The organism is Laedolimicola sp., from assembly GCF_051972735.1.
GTDB lineage: Bacteria > Bacillota > Clostridia > Lachnospirales > Lachnospiraceae > Laedolimicola > Laedolimicola intestinihominis.
In genome coordinates this window covers 1-20678 of the sequence record NZ_JBOKYU010000027.1, presented here as the reverse complement: position 1 = coordinate 20678, position 20678 = coordinate 1, and the positions used below count along the sequence as shown (strand labels likewise).

Annotated in this window: 21 protein-coding genes and 1 riboswitch; of the genes, 1 reads left to right on the top strand and 20 read right to left on the bottom strand. The window is 48.3% G+C overall.

Annotated elements, in window-relative coordinates; translation table 11 throughout:
- Window positions 1-5 precede the first annotated feature (5 nt).
- The 6 genes from ACTRC3_RS07715 to ACTRC3_RS07690 all read right to left on the bottom strand — a co-directional run bounded on the left by ACTRC3_RS07715 (window position 6) and on the right by ACTRC3_RS07690 (window position 8218).
- Window positions 6-983: a sugar ABC transporter substrate-binding protein gene (locus tag ACTRC3_RS07715; protein ID WP_440322667.1), complete on the bottom strand. Its 978-nt coding sequence runs from the start codon at window positions 981-983 to the stop codon at window positions 6-8.
- Window positions 980-2815, bottom strand: coding sequence for a cache domain-containing sensor histidine kinase (locus tag ACTRC3_RS07710; RefSeq protein WP_440322666.1), 1836 nt, complete (start codon window positions 2813-2815; stop codon window positions 980-982). Before ACTRC3_RS07710 ends, ACTRC3_RS07715 begins: the two co-directional genes overlap by 4 nt.
- The gene (locus ACTRC3_RS07705; RefSeq protein ID WP_440322665.1) at window positions 2812-4443 is read right to left on the bottom strand and encodes a response regulator; all 1632 of its coding nucleotides are present in this window, start codon (window positions 4441-4443) and stop codon (window positions 2812-2814) included. The genes ACTRC3_RS07710 and ACTRC3_RS07705 overlap by 4 nt, the downstream gene beginning before the upstream one ends.
- Window positions 4444-4538: 95 nt before the next feature.
- Window positions 4539-5528, bottom strand: a complete 990-nt coding sequence (locus ACTRC3_RS07700; RefSeq protein WP_440322664.1) for a galactose/methyl galactoside ABC transporter permease MglC — start codon at window positions 5526-5528, stop codon at window positions 4539-4541.
- 21 nt (window positions 5529-5549) lie between these two features.
- Window positions 5550-7058 carry a sugar ABC transporter ATP-binding protein gene (locus ACTRC3_RS07695; RefSeq protein WP_440322663.1) on the bottom strand — a complete coding sequence of 503 codons (1509 nt, stop codon included), beginning with the start codon at window positions 7056-7058 and terminating at the stop codon, window positions 5550-5552.
- Between the two features lie 71 nt (window positions 7059-7129).
- Window positions 7130-8218, bottom strand: coding sequence for a galactose ABC transporter substrate-binding protein (locus ACTRC3_RS07690; protein ID WP_440322662.1), 1089 nt, complete (start codon window positions 8216-8218; stop codon window positions 7130-7132).
- A gap of 355 nt (window positions 8219-8573) precedes the next feature.
- Here ACTRC3_RS07690 and ACTRC3_RS07685 point away from each other — a divergent pair, with 355 nt between their 5' ends.
- Window positions 8574-9854: a galactokinase gene (locus ACTRC3_RS07685; RefSeq protein WP_440322661.1), complete on the top strand. Its 1281-nt coding sequence runs from the start codon at window positions 8574-8576 to the stop codon at window positions 9852-9854.
- Window positions 9855-10357: 503 nt separating this feature from the next.
- On the opposite strand, the gene ACTRC3_RS07680 is transcribed toward ACTRC3_RS07685, so the two are convergent.
- The 14 genes from ACTRC3_RS07680 to ACTRC3_RS07615 all read right to left on the bottom strand — a co-directional run.
- The gene (locus ACTRC3_RS07680; RefSeq protein WP_440322660.1) at window positions 10358-10801 is read right to left on the bottom strand and encodes a hypothetical protein; all 444 of its coding nucleotides are present in this window, start codon (window positions 10799-10801) and stop codon (window positions 10358-10360) included.
- An 8-nt stretch (window positions 10802-10809) separates the two neighbouring features.
- On the bottom strand, window positions 10810-11178 hold the full coding sequence (locus ACTRC3_RS07675) for a hypothetical protein (protein WP_440322659.1): 369 nt from the start codon (window positions 11176-11178) through the stop codon (window positions 10810-10812).
- Window position 11179: 1 nt separating this feature from the next.
- On the bottom strand, window positions 11180-11383 hold the full coding sequence (locus ACTRC3_RS07670; protein ID WP_440322658.1) for a hypothetical protein: 204 nt from the start codon (window positions 11381-11383) through the stop codon (window positions 11180-11182).
- 104 nt (window positions 11384-11487) lie between these two features.
- Window positions 11488-12195: a hypothetical protein gene (locus tag ACTRC3_RS07665; RefSeq protein WP_440322657.1), complete on the bottom strand. Its 708-nt coding sequence runs from the start codon at window positions 12193-12195 to the stop codon at window positions 11488-11490.
- Between the two features lie 113 nt (window positions 12196-12308).
- A complete protein-coding gene (locus ACTRC3_RS07660) occupies window positions 12309-12779 on the bottom strand; it encodes a YbaK/EbsC family protein (protein WP_440322656.1) in 471 nt (156 codons plus the stop codon).
- A gap of 170 nt (window positions 12780-12949) precedes the next feature.
- Complete coding sequence (gene cytX / locus ACTRC3_RS07655) at window positions 12950-14119, bottom strand: putative hydroxymethylpyrimidine transporter CytX (protein WP_440322655.1); 1170 nt, start codon at window positions 14117-14119, stop codon at window positions 12950-12952.
- A 1-nt stretch (window position 14120) separates the two neighbouring features.
- Window positions 14121-14927 (bottom strand): bifunctional hydroxymethylpyrimidine kinase/phosphomethylpyrimidine kinase, encoded by an 807-nt coding sequence (gene thiD / locus ACTRC3_RS07650; RefSeq protein ID WP_440322654.1) that lies wholly within the window; start codon window positions 14925-14927, stop codon window positions 14121-14123.
- An 86-nt stretch (window positions 14928-15013) separates the two neighbouring features.
- The gene (thiE, locus tag ACTRC3_RS07645; protein WP_440322653.1) at window positions 15014-15658 is read right to left on the bottom strand and encodes a thiamine phosphate synthase; all 645 of its coding nucleotides are present in this window, start codon (window positions 15656-15658) and stop codon (window positions 15014-15016) included.
- Between the two features lies 1 nt (window position 15659).
- Window positions 15660-16292: a thiamine phosphate synthase gene (locus ACTRC3_RS07640; RefSeq protein WP_440322652.1), complete on the bottom strand. Its 633-nt coding sequence runs from the start codon at window positions 16290-16292 to the stop codon at window positions 15660-15662.
- Window positions 16285-17538 carry a 2-iminoacetate synthase ThiH gene (gene thiH / locus ACTRC3_RS07635; RefSeq protein ID WP_440322651.1) on the bottom strand — a complete coding sequence of 418 codons (1254 nt, stop codon included), beginning with the start codon at window positions 17536-17538 and terminating at the stop codon, window positions 16285-16287. Before thiH ends, ACTRC3_RS07640 begins: the two co-directional genes overlap by 8 nt.
- A gap of 13 nt (window positions 17539-17551) precedes the next feature.
- The gene (locus tag ACTRC3_RS07630) at window positions 17552-18322 is read right to left on the bottom strand and encodes a thiazole synthase (protein ID WP_158362974.1); all 771 of its coding nucleotides are present in this window, start codon (window positions 18320-18322) and stop codon (window positions 17552-17554) included.
- A gap of 43 nt (window positions 18323-18365) precedes the next feature.
- Entirely contained in the window at window positions 18366-19001 is a 636-nt protein-coding gene (thiF, locus tag ACTRC3_RS07625) for a thiamine biosynthesis protein ThiF (protein ID WP_440322650.1), read from the bottom strand.
- A 1-nt stretch (window position 19002) separates the two neighbouring features.
- The gene (thiS, locus tag ACTRC3_RS07620; protein ID WP_349163374.1) at window positions 19003-19197 is read right to left on the bottom strand and encodes a sulfur carrier protein ThiS; all 195 of its coding nucleotides are present in this window, start codon (window positions 19195-19197) and stop codon (window positions 19003-19005) included.
- 79 nt (window positions 19198-19276) lie between these two features.
- Window positions 19277-19380, bottom strand: a riboswitch (TPP riboswitch).
- Between the two features lie 84 nt (window positions 19381-19464).
- On the bottom strand, window positions 19465-20678 hold a 1214-nt coding region (locus ACTRC3_RS07615; protein WP_440322649.1), incomplete at its 5' end, for an MATE family efflux transporter.

The following is a 20678-nucleotide window of genomic DNA, read 5'->3' as shown; positions in this document are numbered from 1 at the left end:
CCCCCCTATTGTACAATTGGAAACAGTATTTTCTGATTTTCAGTATCATAAAGAGAATCTTTGTCAATCAGCAAATATCCTGTCGTTACATTTCTTTTTTCAATCGCATGATATTCCAGCTTCTTTGCCAGCTCTTCCACACTTTGATAGCCCATATGAAATTCGTTTGGTGCCAGCAAAGCCCGGATCATTCCCTTGTCCAGATAATACACAACCTTCTCAGAATTTCCGATTCCATATAAGGCACATTCGGATAAAATCTCAGGATTCTCATTGAGATAGTCCACCGCGCGCTCAGTCTCGTCATTTTCCAACGCTACTACAATATCCGCACCCTGCGCCCAGTTTTTTTTCAAAAGTCTTTGATCCGGATTTCGCCCCATCTCCGCCATCTGCCACTGTACCTGCGCTCCTGCAGCCAGAAGTTTCTCCTGCAAGCCCTGCAAACGCTGACGCATTGCAATCTGTCCGGTATTTCCGCTGAGAATTCCTATGGTCTTTCCTTTCAGCTCCCCGCCAAAATCCTGACATATTCTTTCTGCCAGTACCTGGCCCAGCTCTTTATTATCAGGTCCTACCGTCTGATAATACTCCTCCGGTGCTATGTCCGTCTCTAATAGCACACATTTCTCTTTTGGAAGCAGGGATTCCAATTTCTCATAAACACCCTCGCTGGCATACATCTGGACAATCATACCGTCCACGCCTGCTTCCTGTTCTCTTGACAGAATCTCCAGTTCGTTTTGTTTTCCCCAGAATTCACCGGTTGCAACATATTTTAGCCGTATATTGTAATCCTTTGCCGCCGCCTCAGCGCCTTCCTTCAGGGAAGTCCACCGGCTGCTTCCACTGTTATTTACAACCACCGAAACGGTATAGTACTTTGTATCCTCCTTCTGCCCGGTTGCCATAATCAGAACAGATACTCCCATTCCCAAAAGAAGGATCAGCACCAAAAGCCATATCTGTTTATTTTTTTTCATACGATACTGTCTCCCCCCGTTCTATCTGTTCTTTTTCCGTCCAGATATTCCAGGATCTCCGGTGAATACTCAATATACGGAAGTCGGATCCGTACCATCGTTCCCTCGTCCGGTTCACTTTCAAACTCCAGCCCGTAGTTCTTTCCAAAACGGATACGGATACGCTTATGTACATTGATTACGCCTACCCCGGATCCCTTTCGCGGCGTTCTGCTGTTCTCTTTCAGAAGTGAATCCAGAATCTCCTGTGACATACCAAGGCCATTGTCGCGGACTTCAATGCAGACATCCTCTCCATCCTGATATCCGCGCACATGGATCTCTCCTTCGTCATCCATTCCCTCCACGCCATAATAGATAGCATTTTCCAACAACGGCTGAACAATCAGTTTAACTGTACAGCAGTTCAATATATTCTCATCTATTTGAAAATCCACCTGGAACCTGTTCTTATAGCGAATCTTCTGGATATTCATATAGTTCGTCGCATGACGAATCTCATCTTCTATCCGGATAATCGTCCGTCCTTTGCTAAGACTGATCCGGAACAGGCTGGCCAACTGGGAAATCATAAACACAGCATCCTCATATCGTTCCCCCTCTATCATCCAGGTAATAGATTCCAGGGTATTATACAAAAAATGAGGATTGATCTGGGATTGCAGTGCATCCAGCTCACTCTTCCGTTTTTCCTCCTGCTCAAGAAGTACATCGTCCATCAGCTTCCGAATCTGTTCCACCGTTGACTTCAACGTCCGGCCCAGATGTTCCACTTCCGTAAATCCTCCGATATAAATATCCGGATTCATATTGCCTGCTTCCCATTCTTTAACGGATTCGTTCAGCTTTTCCAGCGGGCTTGCCACACTGGAGGATACCAACTGATTCAGATAGATAATCATCAACATGGAAATCACCAGAAGCATCATAAAAAACAGCCGTGTTTCATACATTCCCATATTAAATACGCCGCCCGGTATCACACTGACAATTTTCCAGCCCGTATAGCTGACCGTTTTCACCGTTATCAGCCGTTTTTCTCCCTGAAAAACCTCTTTATGGCTTCCATCATCCCAATTGGCTGTTTCCTGGTTATTTTCCTTGTAAATATCTGCATAAATCAATTTCTGCCTGGGGTGGTAGATGATTTCCCCATCGCTGTCCATCAGATAAACATATTCCCTGTTAGCTCCTGTATTAGCTTTTTCCAGAAGCTGCTCAATACTGGAATAATTCATATCAACCAGAAGTACACCCAATTCGGAGCTTCCGCCGCAGGTCAGTTCCACCGCACGGCTCAATGATATAACCCAATGATATCGAAAGCTTGCGTCGTCAAACAGATTCTGTACATAGGGTGTGGAAAAGTGAAAATTTTCCATCTGTCCTACTGCCTTCCGGAACCATTCCTGCTCCCTCACATCCACCTGCTCTTTTTCGCCCGCCACAGGTACTGCCTCCACCAGCTTTCCTTCACTGGTATAACAGGCGATACTGACCAGATTTTCTTTGTTGGCATCATACAGAAGATTCATTTCCTGTACCATGTCTTCCGATTCCAGATCCTTATCTTTGATTACGGAATAATACATCGTATCCGAGATACGACGCATATTTTTCAGATACGTTTCCAGATTGTTTGCCGTCTGATCCAATAACTGTACCGCATTTTCTGACATCATGGCTTCCATCCGGTTCGTGAACAGATGGTACATGGTAAAACCAAACACTCCCATGGCAGATAAAGCCACCAGTGTAAAAGAAATTGCGATTCCCACCTGAATGGATACTGTTTTTCCCTTATGTTTCCAGTGCTCTGCCAGTTTTTTCACTTCTTCTCCTGTCTGTCCGAACGATACTTGGACGGTGATACACCAAACTGCTTCTTAAATACGTAGCTAAAATAATTCGCTTCTGAATACCCTACTTTTTCAGCAATCATATACGTCTTGTCGTTTCCGGACATTAAGAGAATTACCGCCTGTTCCATTCGATAATCCGTTAGATAGCGCACAAAGGTCTTTCCGGTCTCTTTTTTAAATATGGTAGAAAAATAAGCTGCGCTCACATTCATTTCTCTGCAGATCTCCTCCACACTCAAATCCTGATCTGCGTAATGTGCTTTTACATATTCTTCCGCCCTCTGCACAAAAGACTTGGTAGAATCCTGCCGTTCGTGAAGCATTTCCCTTTGTAAATTTCTACACAGAGTCTGGAGCCACTGTTCCAGCACTTCTGTAGATTCCATATGTAAAGCCTGATGATATACATCGGAGCCGTCAGTGCTTCCGGTTCCTATGTTCAACTCATGTCCCGCTGCAAACCGCACCAGCTCCGCCGCCAGTTCCATCATAACAATTCTGTAATTCTGCATGGACAGATGTGTTACGGTCAGCCAGTTAATAAACTCGTGGATCGCTTCACGCAGCCCTTCTTCCTCTCCCACACGAATCTTTTTAATAATTCTTTGAAGCAGTTCTGCATAGGATTCCTTCCGCTGCATTTCTCCGCTCTCTCCCGGCTCAACCTCCGCAATACTAATAGCTCTGGTATTCCCGTACAAAACACGGTAGGTTACTGCCTGCTTTGCTCCCTGATAAGAAAAGGGCAGCTGTTCCAGACTGTCGCACAGATATCCCACTCCTGCGGTCATTCTGGCATTGCAAACCTTCTTAGCCATCCGGCACAGTCGATCCATCTCATCTGTATACTTGAGCAGACTATCCTTCGTCTGCAGCTGGGAAATCATAATAATATCTCCCAGATAAATAAAAAAGCGGCTGTCCCACCGTTCTTCCACTTGTTCCTCTGCATACTTTTTCACTGCCATAGCCATTAAAAACGGATCCTCCCGTTCTTCCTCCGGAAGTGACTGCGTACTGATGTGCAAAACAGTTACCACATAATAAGGCGCCGCCAGATGTACCTTATAGTCATTCACATATTTTCCAATCTGCCCTGCTACGACACGCCCCTCCAGCAAAGCCATGTAAAAGCTCTCCTGCAGAACCGGCAGACTTTCCATGTAATATTCCCGTAGTTTTTCCGTATTTCTTTTCTCGTCCCTTTCCCGGTCAAGTTCACCGCGAATCCGTTCAAACACTTCCCGCAATTCTCCCGCATTAACCGGCTTCAACAGATACTCCGCCGCATCCATCTTAATCGCTTCTTTTGCATATTCAAATTCATCAAAGCCGGAAAAAATAATAACCCGAATCGTCCTTGACAACTCTTTTAGCTTTCTGCAAAGTGTCAGTCCGTCCATGTAAGGCATCTTTATATCCGTCATCACAATATCCGGCTGCAGCTCTTCTGCCATTTCCAGTGCTTCCACGCCATTTCCGGCATGCCCGATAATCTGAAGTCCCATGGATTCCCAGTCCAGTTTCTTCATAATAATCCGGATTACCTCTTCCTCATCATCTACCAGCAACACAGAATATCTGTTATTAGTGTCCATATAATCTCCCTTTAATACCTGTCCCCTTAAATGCACAAATTCAAATAGCGGCGGGATGCTGATGCACCCTGCCGCTATTTATTATACTATAAATTTTATTTCTTTGCCACATACTTTCTGATATCCAGAGAAATTGCAACGAAGATAACAACGCCGATTGCAATGTACTGAGCATTTGCATTGACGCCCATGTACTGCAGAGCAATCTTCAGAAGCTCGAATACGGCAACACCGATAAATGCGGAAGATACCTTACCACGTCCACCGGTAACAGATACGCCACCGATTGTACATGCGGCAATTGCTTCCATCTCGTAACCGTAACCAAGCTGTACAGACGCACCACCTGATTTTGCGCCCAGCATGAAACCTGCCAGACCATACATAGCTGCTGCCTTCATGTAAATCAGAATCAGAGTCAGCTTAACCGGAACGCCGGCAACCTCAGCCGCCTGCGGGTTTCCGCCAATTGCGTACATATATTTTCCATGACGGGTCATATTAAAGATAAACCAGCTGACTGCAGCTACAGCAAGCGCGATCCAAACCAGGTAGCTCAGGCCAAAGAACTTTCCGCTTCCGATATTTGTATATTCTGTAGTGAATCCTCCCAGCGGTGTTGCGTTGGTAAACAGCATGTTCAGACCATATACAATCTCCATGGTTGCCAGCGTAGCAATAAACGGCGGTACGCTTAAGTAAGCGATAAAGAAGCCTGTAATGGTTCCAAATAACGCACATACCAGCATAGCAATTAATGCTGCCAGAAATACATTCAGAGGCTGCATTTCCGGGAAAAATTTTCCGGAATAATCCATTCTCTGCAGCAGTACGCCGGAGATACATCCGCCAAGACCAATCAGACGTCCTGCGGAAAGGTCACATCCTGCGGTAATAACACAGCCTGCGATACCCAGCGCGATAACCAGACGGAAACTCATGTTGTTTAACAGGTTATTTAAGTTATTTAAAGTAAAAAAGTTCTGGGTTGTCAGTCCGGCTACAATAACCAGAATAAACATAACGATGATAACACCATTATTAATCAGAAAATCTGTAATTTGTTTCTGCTTTGTCTTTTCCATTCTTATAATCCTCCTTCAGCATCAGAATTGTGTTGCATAATTCATAACGTTTGCCTGAGTCATCTTATCTTTTTCCGTAATCTCACCGGTCAGGCGTCCATTACACATAACACAGACTCTGTCAGACATACCAAGCAGCTCCGCCATTTCAGAAGAGATCATGATAATTGCCTTGCCCTGCTTTGCCAGATCATTCATAATCTCATAAATCTCATGCTTTGCTCCTACATCAATACCACGGGTCGGCTCATCCATAATCAGCACATCCGGGTCATTTGCAAGCCATCTGGATACGATAACCTTCTGCTGGTTACCACCGGACAGATTGGCAATATGTTCTTTCATGCTGGGAGTCTTGATTCTCAGTTTATCAATGCTTTCATCAACTACATTATTAATCTTCTTGTGATCCAGTACAAATCCTGCTTTCAGATATTTGTTATATACAGAAACACCCACGTTATCCTTAATGGACAGACAACCAAAGATACCATTTCCACGACGGTCCTCGGTAATCAGACCGATTCCTGCATTCATGGCGTCAATGGGGTGCTTTATATTCACTTTCTTGCCATGGATGTAGATCTCGCCGGATGCTACTCCACGGATTCCGAAGATACCTTCCATCAGCTCTGTTCTCTGGGCTCCTACCAAACCGCCAAATCCAAGGATTTCTCCTTTTCGCAGCTTAAAGCTTATATGCTGGAAGGATTTCTCATGAATGGAACAAAGATCCTTCACTTCCAGAATCACATCGCCAATCTCACTGTCTTTCTCCGGATATACATTTGTCAGTTCACGACCAACCATCTTCGCAATAATCTGCTCTGTGGTCATCTCGGCTGCTGGCCATGTACCTACATAACCACCGTCACGCATAACGGTAATATCATCTGCGATCCGCTTAATCTCATCCATCTTATGAGAAATGTAGATCATTGCAACACCCTTATCTCTCAGATCATTCATGATCCGGAACAGGGCATCTACTTCTTTATCAGACAATGAGGAAGTCGGCTCATCAAAAATTACTACCTTTGCCTGATGGGAAACAGCCTTTGCAATCTCAACAGACTGCATCTGTCCAATAGAAAGAGATCCAAGCTGTGCCTTCGGATCGAAGTCCATACCAACTTCATCCAGCCACATCTTTGTATCTTCATACATTTTCTTATGATCAATTACTTTTAACGGTCCAAAATTCTTTGTTGGGAATCTTCCAAGGAAAAGGTTTTCGCCTACACTTCTTGCAAGCACCGGCTGAAGCTCCTGATGCACCATAGCAATTCCTTTGCTCATTGCATCGTCCGGATCCTTCACTTCAATTTTCTCACCATCCAGATAAATTTCTCCGGCATCCATCTTGTAGATACCAAACAGACATTTCATCAGGGTGGATTTACCTGCACCATTTTCTCCCATCAGCGCATGGACTGTGCCGGGACGAACTGACAACTGTACATTGTCGAGCGCCTTAACGCCGGGAAAGGACTTGCAGATGCCCTTCAACTCCAGTTTATACTCAGCCATTTTGCTCTCCTTCTTCAATCAGCTAAAAAATGCGGACGCCGTTGTCCAACGCCCGCATCGTATTTACATTTTTATTTTACCATGTCAAGAACTTCCTGAGCATTGTCCTGTGTAACCTTTACGTAGTCACAACCAATGTAGTGCTCGTTTCCAGCTCCTGTCAGGTAGTTGATTGCAGCGTCAGCAGCACTGTGAGACTGAGAGAAGTGGTCATTGAATACTGTACCAGTCATGTTTCCTGCGATTACAGCCTCAAGAGCCTCAGACAGAGCGTCTACACCTACCAGGTAGATATCTTTTCCAACAGTACGTCCTGCTGCCTGAATAGCCTGCAGAGCACCCATAGCCATAGAGTCATTGTTACAGAATACTACTTCAATATCATTGCCGTACTGTCCAAGAGCGTTAGCAACAATCTGCTGTGCCTGATCCTGCTGCCAGTTACCAACCTGATCTGTCAGACAGTTAACGGTCAGACCTGCCTCCTCGAGAGCCTTGATAGAGAACTCTGTACGATACTGAGCGTCTACGTTCTCCGGGTCACCCTCTACCATGATGTAATCAACCTTGCCATTGCCGTTCATATCCAGCTTGTCCATTCCCAGCTCAGCAATCATCTCGCCCTGGAAAGTACCGGACTGACGAGCGTCACATCCAACGTAAGTAACGTTCATGTTCTCATCTGCCCATCTCTGCTCCTCTGCTGCATCCGGCTCACGGTTGATATATACCAGCGGAATGTTTGCTGCAACTACCTTATCAGTAATTGTAGCTGCGGAAGAAGAGTTAACCGGGTTAATAATCAGGACATCAACGCCCTCTGTGATGAAGTTGTCAATCTGTCCGGACTGAGTAGCCTGGTCATTTGCGCCATCTACGATCTTAATGTTCTCTGCCTTGAAGCCCTTGCTCTCCAGATAGCTCTGAAGCTCGGTACGGAACAGAGTCATGAAGTTATCAGAGAACTGATAAATACATACGCCGACTTTTTTGTCTGCCAGATCGGAATCACCTGTTGCGTCTGCTGCTGCATCTGCTGTGTCCGCTGCAACTGTTGTGTCAGCTGTTTCAGTTGTTTCCTCTTTCTTGCTGCCACATCCTGCAACTAAAGAAGCCAACATGGTCAGTGCCAGAATAAGACTTAATGCTTTTCTTTTCATTTTGTTTTACCTCCCAAATGAATCAACATTTTTGTTACCACTGATAATATACCAGTCTGAATCCTAAAAAAACATAGAAAATTCTTCTTTCTTTCTTAAAAATTCTTCTTTCCCTTTTGTGCAACCTGTCTATTTCTCATTCATTTCTTTGGTAATTTGTTACAATTTAACACCAAAATCCACGAAATTCAAGTTGTTTTTTGCGTTGTTCAGTTTTGTTTTTCGTTGATTTTCCCAGCGATTGACAAGTAATTCAAAATCATATACTATAAATCCATAAGAATCCTTCAGATCTATTTATTCTTCCAGATCTGAAAACCATATTATACTATAATCACATTAAGGAGAGTTCTAAATGAAAACAACAGGAGAAGTAAAAAATCTGTTACAGAACCGGGAGTTGGATTCCACACTCATGGATATCTACCTGGACAAAAGCCGTCTGGATTATCAGCGCCAGCGTTACATCGATGCCCTGACACGCTATGAGGAGCTGTATGGAGCCGGAGAGATCGCGATCTTCAGCGCGCCGGGCCGCAGCGAGATCGGCGGCAACCACACGGATCATCAGCACGGCGAGGTACTGGCCGCTTCCATCAACCTGGACGCTATCGCCATCACCGCGCCGGTGGATGAGCCGGTTGTACGTGTGGTATCTGACGGTTACGATATGATTACCGTATCCCTGGACGACCTGGAGGTAAAGGAAGAACTGAAAGGAACCACCGATTCCCTGATCCGCGGCGTGCTGGAAGGAATCAAAAACCATGGCGGCAAAATCGGCGGCTTCCAGGCTTATGTGACCAGCGACGTACTGATTGGCGCAGGACTGTCCTCCTCTGCCGCTTTCGAAACCATCATCGGAACCATCGTGTCCGGCCTCTACAATGAGATGAAGCTTTCCCCGGTTGATATCGCTATCATCGGCCAGTATGCGGAGAACGTCCACTTTGGAAAGCCCTCCGGACTGATGGATCAGATGGCCAGCTCCGTGGGTAATCTGGTACATATTGATTTTGCGGATGTGGCTCACCCGGTTATCGAAAATGTAAGCTGCGACCTGATAAAATATGGATACAGTCTCTGTATCACCGATACCAAGGGCTCCCATGCGGATCTGACCCCGGACTACGCAGCCGTTCCCGCAGAAATGCGCGCCGTGGCTGCCGTACTCGGTCAGGAGCTTCTGCATGGCATTACTCTGGAGCAGCTGCTCTCTCACGCTGCTGAAATTCGTGAAAAGGCAGGCGACCGCGCTTATTTACGCGCCATCCATTTTGTGACAGAAAATGTGCGGGTACAGGAAGAGGTTGCCGCTCTGAAGGCAGAGGATTTCGGCACATTTCTGAAGACCGTAAAGGCTTCCGGCGATTCCTCTTTCAAATATCTCCAGAATGTATACACGAACCATGATATCACACACCAGAACGTCTCTGTAGCCTTGGCCGTTAGTGATGCCATTCTGGGCGCAAACGGCGTCAGCCGTGTCCATGGCGGCGGCTTCGCAGGAACGATCCAGGCCTTCGTGAAGAATGAGGCCGTGGCCGAGTACAAGGCTGCCCTGGACGGAGTGTTCGGCGAAGGCGCCTGTGATGTACTGATGATTCGCAAGTACGGCGGTATGCAGGTGCTGTAATTTTTTATTTTCGGGCAGTCCTCAACAGATACTTTTCTTTTAGACATAAAATATGCTCCCTCCTAAGTGACAAGTTTTTATTATTTCACTTGTCTACCTAGAAGGGAGCATATCATTTCAACAACCCCCTCTTTTCTATACATTACCTTCTAAATTCTACATTTCATTATAATATTTCTTTACCTGCCGCTTCATTTTTTCAATTAACGTATTGATGGACATTACATTCATTTTCTATCTCACCTTGTATCGTTTTTACCAGTTTATCACGCTTACCCGGGTTCCGCAAGTTTCACTACATTTTCTTCTTAACTTCTATTCTTTCAGATTGCCCTTCCGGATATGCTCTTTCAGGATCTGATCCGTCACCTGATAGAGCTTCTCCGAGCCCTGTCTGGTCTTTTGCTGTCTGCCATAGACCTGCTTTGCCGACACGCCGTGTTCTCTCCAGTCTCTGCCTCCGTTGCTGTTGTTTTAAGCGCTCGTCCATAAGTTTTTCTTCTTTATTTCCATAAATAGCGATATTTATCCATCTGCAGATATAAGATCGATGCTACACGGTTACGAATCTCTTCTTCATACCCTACTGCTTTTTTCAGCAATTCCGCTCCCTGTTTTTTTGTAAAATGGAATCTGAGATTTCGACCGTAAAGCCTTTCCGATACATCCAGCTGTTCATCAAAATCTGTACTGATTGTTTTTGCTTTTACTTCCCTCATCAACACTACCGGATCTTCTGACATCGGATAGTCCATTGACATATCAGACAACAACGCGCCGCCATTGTCAAAAACCGGGCAAAGGGAAAACCGGCCCTCTCCGTCCATTAAAACTGCCATATTGTGCGTGTGCCGATCTTCATTTAAAAATAACGCATCTATGGTAAACAGCTGATTCATATAGATTCCGAAATTCCGAAGCCCTGTGACGCGTTCCACCTGCTCCACCAGAAATTTCATCCTGTCTCCCCCTTTCCCTTTTCTATCCGGAGCCAGAAATCATCCTCCGCCATTCTTCCTTCCGTCTTCTGAATAATCAAATAGGGATCATAAAAGGGCAGACCCAAATCCTGAAGCACCAGCTTCATCTTGTCTCTGCTTTCCGGAAAACAGCGCGATTCCAGAAACGCGCGATAATCATCCATATCCGGATGTTCCTTTTTTCCAAACGCCCGGAACATTACATTGTCCGTATAATTTTTTATCTGAATCAGGTTCTTTGTTTCGTCTACATCGATTAAAGTACAGTACTTTTCTTTATACATGTACCACATTCTGACCGGCAGGTTTTGCGAAGGGATTTCCAGTTCTTTTATATAATCCATGTTACGCTCCAGAAGCTTCATAAGCAAGACAACCGGTCCGCTTGCAGGTTCTTTTTCCCAGCGTTCCACTGTCTTTTTGGAGCAACCCAGCAAACCCACAAATCCTTTCTGTGTGAGATCCAGTTTCTTTCTTATTCTTTTCATTTCTTCGGTTGAAATTGTATTCTCTACGGCAAATCGTTTTTCTTCCATCATTCTTCTCCATGTCCTGCCTCTTTTTATGTACTTTATCACATTTTTTTACATGTAAAGAAAAGTCGTCAAAATGACGACTTTTCTTTGTGTATCATCGACATTTTGACGACTTTTCTATTTTTCATTCACTTTTTCAATCCGGTATGCCAGTCCGATCTGGGCCGGGTCGGTCTCCTGGATGTAACCGCTAAACCAGATCTCCACGGTGTCGCCGGTCTGTACCTCGTCCATCAGATTATCTGTGGAAACCACATAGTCGCCTGCGGACATTTCCTGAAAGCCGTCGGCCACAGCGATGTAGGTCACCAGAAGATTCCCCTCGTTTACTTCCTTTACCTCAGCCGTGAAATGCAGTACCTCCGCCGGGATCGACGTGTCCACAGAATCCACATTCCGGAAGATATGGGGTTCGTCGTCCCAGTACACAAGCAGGGTGTCGTCCGCGCCGAACTGGTAGCCATACCCTTTTCCGAAATTGGCTTCATCGTCTTTGGCAGGCAGCTGGGTGCTTTCCACTGAAGTGGTAATCTTTCCATCCATATTACCGCAGCCAACCATGCTGCTTAAGAACCCGGTATCCTGGTAAATGACGCCGTTCACCCGGACACAGGGCGCATAAGCCACCGGGCGGGATTCCGTGAGATCGGGCAGTGTGGCTGCGTCACCGGAACCATCTGTGCTCTCCTCCTCAGACACTGCATCGCCGGTCTGTACCTGGGGCTCGGATCCGACGGTGTCCTGAGTCTGCGCGCCTCTGGCGCAGGCTGTCAGAAATGTGGCTGTGGCGGCTGTTATCAGTAACAGACTAAGTCTTTTTTTCATAGGATAATCCTCCTTCCCTTTACTTATATAAACGCTTCTTTTTCAGGTTTACTACAGAAAAGCAGAATTTTATCCCGCAGATTTACAGTTCATGATAATAGGGACAGATATCGTTACTGAAGTTCCTTGCAGACGTCTACCCACCCAACGGCTCCCGCCACCTCTTCCAGTTCCGGAATGGTAAGCTTCACCGCGCTGTGATCGTCCCCTGCTGCCGGATACACGGTCTCGAAGCGACGCAGGCTCTCATCCAAATAGACCTTCACGCCATCGTTGATCCCAAAGGGGCAGACCCCGCCCGGCGCATGGCCGATCCACTGCTCTACCTCTTCAAAGGGAATCATTTTCGCTTTTATATGAAAAGTATCCTTGTATTTTCGATTCTCTACTCTGGCCGTTCCTTCCGTCAGTATCAGTATCGGCTGGTCATCCTGCAGAAAGGACATGGTCTTGGCAATCATGCCCGGCTCCACACCCAATGCGTCCGCTGCCTCCGCCACGGTGGCCGTAGATGCCTCCAGACGGATTACGTGATCTAAGAACCCTTTCTGCTCCAAGTAATTTTCTGCTTTTTTCTGCGACATGGTGTTTCTTCCTCCTGTCTTCTCTTTTACTGTTTTCTCTTTTGCTTCCTTCGCGCATTTTGTTTTATTTTACCACGCTGACAGGCAAATAAAAAGCGGAATCGAAGCTTTCTTTCTCCGATCCCGTTTTTATCAGGTGTTACCCAACTTTCCATTCTTTTATGTAATGCCTACTTCTTCTCTCCTGCCAGCTTCTCTGCAACTACGTACAGCACAATGGTAACCACCATATCCGGCAGGGTATTGCCTACGACCATGTCCACATTCATCAGCCACCGGTAAATGACAAAGCCCAGAAGCCACACCACCAGCGTCTTCCACTCGAAGGCTCTCTTACTCTCTGCCTTTTTCAGAATAAAGAAATCCGCAATCTGAATGGCAATCATCGGCGCAAAAACAGATCCGATGAAATACAGGAAGTCCGTGATATCGTCCATGGGGAACAGGATGGCTCCTGCGATACCAATCACAGTCACCACAACCGCTACCCATTTTCCATTGATCTTCTCTCCCAGGGACTCGCTGGAAATACCTGCGGAATATGCGTCCAGGAAGGTGGTGGTCACGGTGGAGAATACAATGATCAGAAGGCCTGCGATACCCAGTCCAGCCTTTACCATAATCTGCGCGATATCCGACTCTCCGGTAAAAATCGCGGCTCCCATACCAATCACATACATCCAGCAGCTTACCAGGCCGTAAACGACTGCGCTGACCGCTGTCGCCTGCACCGGTTTTTCCGCCTCTCTGGTATAATCGCTAATCAGAGGCAGCCAGGACAGCGGCATGGCTACGGAAAGCTCTACGGCTGCGCCAAAGGTCATGCCTTCTCCTCCTGTGACGGCCGCGCCACCGTGTCCGAAGATCACAAAGCTTAAAATAATGGTCAGGATAAAGAGCGCCGCCATGGCCACCGTATTTACCTTACCCAGGTTTTCGATACCGATGAGAATCCACACAATAATCAGGCCGCCAATCAGCAGACACCAGACCCAGTTGCCCACGCCCAGAATGCCGTCCGCCGCCAGGGCTCCGTCATAAATCATAATAGCCGTCCAGCCTACCAGCTGAATCACATTCAGTGCGGAAAAAAGCAGTCCGCCCTTGCTTCCAAAGCTCATCTTTGCCGTTTCCATGGCGCTTCTTCGCACCTTTCCGCCGATGAGGCCAGATAAGAACAGCATGGTACAGCCGATGATGTGACCTACAATAATAGCCAGCAGACCTTTTCCGAAGCCCAGATCCGCAAGATAAGTTCCTGTCAGAATCTCCGCAATCGAGACTCCGGCTCCGAACCAGATAAGACCGTTTTCAAATACAGAAGTACGCTTTTCTGTCATCTTACCGCACCTCCTTCGCAAATTCGCCCGTCAGATCAAAGGCATGCTTCATGGGGCCGGATCCCTTACCCAGATCCAGCATGGCTCCCAGCGCGCCGGAGATATAATCCTTCGCCCGCTTTACCGCTTCCGGAAGTTCATAGCCCTTGGCCAGATTGGAAGCAATCGCGCTGGAAAGGGTACAGCCGGTTCCATGGGTATTGGGATTCGCAATGCGCTTACCCTCGAACCAGTGACCTTCCCCATTTGCATAGAGATAGTCGTTGGCGTCATTGATACTGTGCCCGCCCTTTAATAAGACAGCGCAGCCATAGGTTTTGCTGATTTTCTCTGCCGCAGCCAGCATATCCTCTTTGGTTTTAATAGCCATGCCGGACAGAATCTCCGCCTCCGGGATATTGGGTGTTACCACCTCCGCCAGAGGCAGCAGCTCCTTTTCCAGTGTCTCCACCGCATCTGTCTTCAGAAGCACCGAGCCGCTGGTAGCTACCATGACCGGATCCACCACGATATGCTTCGCCTCGTAATCACGCAGCTTCTTTGCAATGACACGAATCAGTTCGCTTGCGGATACCATTCCGATTTTGACCGCGTCCGGGAAAATATCCTCGAATACCGCGTCAATCTGCTGTCCCAAAAATTCCGGAGTTGCCTCCTGGATTGCTCTTACGCCGGTGGTGTTCTGCGCTGTCAGTGCGGTAACCGCTGTCATCGCGTACACTCCATTCATGGTCATAGTCTTCAGATCTGCCTGAATGCCGGCGCCTCCGCAGGAATCGCTGCCTGCGATTGATAATGCTGTTCTCATTTGTGTTTTCCTCTTTTCCTTTGTTTTCGCATTATTTTTCTATCGCGACAGAGAGTGGTGCCCCCGGTCTGCCGCTTTCACGGGCTTTATGCGCCCGTTACTATCTCTTTTACCTTTTTCTTCAGATCTCCCGCTGCTTTTGGGATATCCGCCGCTCCGAAGATAGCGGAAACCACAGCCGCTCCGGCCATGCCGCCGCCCCGGATCTCTGTGATGTTCTCTGCAGTGATACCGCCGATGGCCACCGCCGGAATCTGTACGGAGGTACAGATTTCATAGAGCTGCTCCCTGGTAATCCGAATGGCCGTTGTCTTGGTAGGCGATGGAAATACGGCTCCTACGCCCATATAGTCCGCGCCGGCCTGCTCTGCCTTCTTCGCCTGCTCTACCGTCTTACAGGTGGCCCCGATGATAAAGTCCGCCGGAACCCGGGCGCGAATCTCGCTGACCGGAGCGTCCTCGATACCTACGTGGACGCCGTCCGCGCCGCTTTTCAGGGCTACCTCCACGTTATCGTTGATAATCAGCGGGACGCCGTGGCGATGACAGATTTCCTTTACCCGGATAGCTTCCTGCAGAAATTCCTCTTCCGGAAGATTCTTTTCCCGCAACTGCAGGATCGTCACGCCTCCCGCCAGAGCCTCCTCTATCTGCTCTTCCAGCGTCTGCCTGCCGGTCCAGTGCCGGTCCGTCACCGCGTAGAGCAGCAGCATCTCTTTCTTAAATTTCATTCTATCTTATCCCCTTCTGTGTGTTCGCCGTCTGTTCTTTCTTTTCTGAAAAGGCTGACAGATAGCGTCCCGGCGCTTCACATACCATAGCGCCGCTCATGACGCACACGCCTGCCGCCCCTATAGCCATCACCTCTTTGTAATTCTCCGGATCGATTCCGCCAATGGCATACACCGGGATCCTCACGCTTTCACACACCTGTTTCAAAAACTCCAGCCCCCGCCCGGGCAGTCCTTTTTTGCAGTCTGTATCAAATACATGCCCCGCAGTTATATAGGTACATCCCAAAGCTTCCGCCTCCCGGGCGTCCTCCGCGGAATGACAGGACGCGCCCAGCACGGTAAAATACGCCCGCTCATCCGGGGATAATTTCCGCAGGAGGGGCAGCGGCAGATGGAGCCGCTTTACGCCCAGCTCCAGAGCTATCCCCGGAAAGCTGTGCAGAACACAGGGCGTCTGATATCTGTCGCAGATTTCTGCCGTCTGGCGCGCCAGCTCCAGATATTCTGTCTCCGGCAAATCCTTTTCCCGCAGAATAATACCCCTGGGGCCCGCCGCAGCCAGCGCTTCTATACGCCCCAAAAAATCCTCTTTGCAAAGCTTACGATTTGTAATCACTAACACATCAGACATACACATAATCATTCAGCACCGGCTGAAGTCCTTCCTCCGTAATATCTTCATACATGGTCTCAAAGCTCCGCCCGTCGTTGATCTCAAACTGCTCGTCTCCGGTCTCTGTTCCGTCGTCCTTGCCGCTGTATTTACTCTCATGATCCCCGATACCGGTGGATACGCCTGCAGACACCTTCGTCGCCGCAATCTTCACGATCCCGTTCCGGAAGGACGCGCTCTCCCGGGAGGACACGGTGATCCCCACGTAGGGCAGAAAGATCCGGTACGCGCAGATAATCTGACACAGCTGCTTTTCATGGACATCCAGCGGATTGATCTTATCGTTGTTGATAATCGGACGCAGTCTCGGACAGGACAGGGACATTTCCGCATGGGGATATTTCCGCTGCAGATAATAGACATGCAGCGCGCTTGCCAGCGCGTCCTTATGAAAATCCGACAGTCCCAGAAGCGCCGAAAATCCCACGCCGCGCATGCCGCCCATCAGCGCCCGCTCCTGGGCGTTGAACCGATAAGGCCATACACGCTTGTGGCCCATCAGATGCAGCGTTTCATACTTATCCGTATCATAGGTCTCCTGAAATACCGTCACGTAGTCTGCGCCGCATTCATGAAGATACCGGTATTCATCGGAATTGACCGGATAAATCTCCAGCCCCACCATCCGGAAATACTTCTTTGCCCGCTTACAGGCCTCGCCGATATAATCGACGCCGCTCTTACCACGGCTCTCACCGGTCAGAATCAGGATCTCCTCCATACCGCTGTCGGCGATAACCTTCATTTCTTTCTCGATCTGCTCCATATTGAGCTTCATGCGGTTAATGTGGTTATAGCAGTTGAAGCCACAATATACACAGTAATTTTCGCAGTAATTGGCGATATAAAGGGGCGTAAACAGATACACCGTATTGCCAAAATGCTTACTGGTCTCCCATCTGGCCCGCTCCGCCATCTGCTCCAGGAAGGGTTCCGCCGCCGGAGATAATAAAGCTTTAAAATCCTCCACGGAGCAGGTACGGTGCTCCAGGGCTGCTTTCACATCCTTCTCTGTATACGTTTGATAATCATAGGACGCCACCTGGGACATGACCTTTTCGCAGATGTCCGAGTCGATCTGCTCCATACCGGGCATATATTCCATATGGTTGGTTCTGGAAGAGGGATCCGTCTCCAGCTTATGCTTCTTCGCCAACGCTTTTTCGGAAAGGTATTCCGAGTCTACAAAGAACTGATTTTCCATGTGCTCACACCCCTCAATCCCGCAGAAATCCGGTCAGCGGATCGGAGGCTGCCGCGCCCCTAGTCAGCACTCTTCCAAGCCCTGCCAGATAAGCGTTTCGTCCGGCCTCTATGGCGTCCTTAAAAGCGGAAGCCATAAGCGGCAGGTTGCCTGCTGTGGCCAGCGCCGTATTGGCCATAATCGCCGCGGCTCCCATCTCCATGGCCTCGCAGGCCTGAGAGGGCTTTCCGATACCGGCGTCCACGATAATCGGCAAATCGATTTCATCAATCAGGATCTGGATAAATTCTTTTGTGGCCAGACCCTTATTGGAGCCAATGGGAGACGCCAACGGCATAACGGAAGCCGCTCCTGCGTTCACCAGATCTCTTGCCACATTCAGATCCGGATACATATAGGGCATGACCACGAAGCCCTCCTTTGCCAGAATCTCGGTGGCCTTAATGGTCTCCTGATTGTCCGGCAGGAGATACTTGGAATCCCGCATAATCTCCACCTTTACGAAATCGCCGCAGCCAAGCTCTCTGGCCAGCCGCGCGATACGGACTGCTTCTTCCGCAGTTCTGGCTCCGCTGGTGTTTGGAAGCAGTGTCACATGGTCCGGAATATAATCCAGGATATTCTCATGCTCTCTGGTGTTCGCCCTGCGTACCGCCAGTGTGATGATCTCTGCGCCCGCGTCCTTTACCGCAGCCTCGATTAAGTTCAGGGAATATTTCCCGGATCCAAGAATGAAACGGGAATGGAATTCATGTCCCCCCAGTGTCCATGTATCGTTGTTCATATGTATACCTTCTTTCTCTTAAATTTCACGTTTAATCCCCTTCTTACGGCTCCGGCTCTCCCGCCAGAATCCGTATCACCATATGGGCCTCGTGGGCCGCGCAGGTCATGACCCGGCTGGAGACCAGCGTGCCGCACTCCTTCACGTCGCTGACACCGTCCCCACAGAGATAGAACCGTTTCGTAACCCGCCGGGTCTGTATCCGGTTCACACTGTCCATACCGGCCATACCGGAGCCGGACAGCAGATATTTCTCCGGAAATTTCTCCAGCACGGTATTGACCAGCATTGCCTTACACTCCGGATTATCAAAAGCCTCGCAGATCAGATCCGCGTCCTTAAGAAGCTCTCCGATATTGTCCTCTGTAATGCGGATCGTATGGAGTTCCAACTCGATATAGGGCGCGATTTCTTTCAGATTCGCCGCCAGCGCCTCCGTCTTCGGAAGACCCAGCTGATTTGCCTTGTACTGCTGCCGGTGAAGATTTGAGATATCCACCCGGTCAAAATCAATCAGTATCAGCTTTCCCACACCGGCTCTTGCCAGGCAGATACTGATATTGGAGCCTAAGCCTCCCAGGCCGCAGATGGCCACGGTCGCATGCTCTGCCCTTTTCTGGAAGGCTTCCCCATGCCGGTCTGCCAGGGCCCGGTACCATTCTTCCTTTGTCGGTATCATCTCAGCCGCCTCCCACAAAGCTGACTACTTCCACGCTGTCGCCGTCTGCCAGCACCGCTGTCTCGTACTGTGCCTTTGGCACAATATCGCCATTTCGCTCCACTGCGATCCGCTTCGGATCGTAATTGGTTTCAGCCAGATATTCCGCCACGGTTTTTCCGGCGATATTAAGCTCTGTTCCGTTTACTTTTACCATGCCTTCTTCTCCTGTCCCATAATTTTTCGCAATAAACGCAATAAAAAAGAAAGCCACCGATTTGGTAGCTTTCCGTTCTTCCTTTTTTGCTCAGGTATCCCTACGTTGGCATTATCCAAATCAGGTTCTCGGTCGAAGGTCACACCTTCCTCTCAGCCTGTATACAAGCTCCCGTCTGTTTTATTGTCTTTTTGCATTATAGATCGATTTTCATAAAAGAACAAGGTCTTTTCAAAATTTTCCTGTACAGTTTCTACTACATATCACCTATACAAGTTCAGCCTGGCGCTTTTCCATTTTTCGCATATAGAGAAACCAGACCACAAAGATCGCGCCGCCCGTACATACCCAGGAAGCTACGTAGACATTCATCAGCATATCATAGGTGGGGAACCATTTAAATACCGTCAGAAGCCAGATCATACGGAATACAACCGTTCCCAGAATTGTGATAATAGAGGGTTCCAGGGATTTTCCCATACCCCGGAGCGCCGCGCTCTCCACCTCATAAGTGGCTGTCAGTCCCTCCAGCGAGCAGACATGATGCATCCGCACCAGGCCATAGACCGCCACACTGCTGCTGACGGTATAGATTCCTACGAAAAATTCGTCCCAGATCATAAAAATAATGCTCAAAATCTCGGTAAAGCCCATTCCAAACAGCATACAAAGCCAGAAGATCCGCTTGCAGCGCTTCAGATTCCCCGCGCCAAAATTCTGGCTGGTAAAGGTTACTGCCGCCTGGGCAAAGGCGTTGGCAATATCATACGTAAAATATTCAAAATTCAGCGCCAGGGAGGATCCCGCAATGGCGTCCTCTCCAAAGGAATTGATACCGCTCTGGATAAATACATTGGACACAGAAAAAATCGCACCCTGGATGCCCGCCGGAATTCCAATCAGCAGTACCTTTTTTAAATCAGCGCCGTCGATACCCAGCCTGTGGAAGCAGAATTGAAATTCATCTGTTCTTGCATGGAGATGAACCATTACCAGCACTGTACTCAGCACATTGGATATAACCGTGGCAATGGCGACACCTGCCACGCCGAGACCAAATACGATGACCAGCAGAAGGTTCAGAACCACATTTAAAATGCCAGACAGGATCAGGTAATACATGGGGCGTCTCGTGTCGCCATAGCTTCGAAGAATGGCAGATCCAAAATTATAAAGCACCATGAAGGGCAGTCCGATGAAATAAATGCGGATATATAATAATGCCTCATTGATGACTGTTTCCGGAGTTCCGGAAGCCTCCAGCACCAGCCGTGCCGTCAGCATACTGACAGCCAGCAAAATCATTCCCAGTATTGCCCCGAAGGTCATAATCGTATGCACCATCCGGCTTATGCTGTCCCGCCTTCCCTGGCCGATCAGATTGGCCAGGGCCGCATTGGGACCCACCGCCAGTCCCACAATCAGATTGACAAAAATTCCCACCAATGCCACGCAGCTTCCCACTGCTGCCAGAGCCTGAG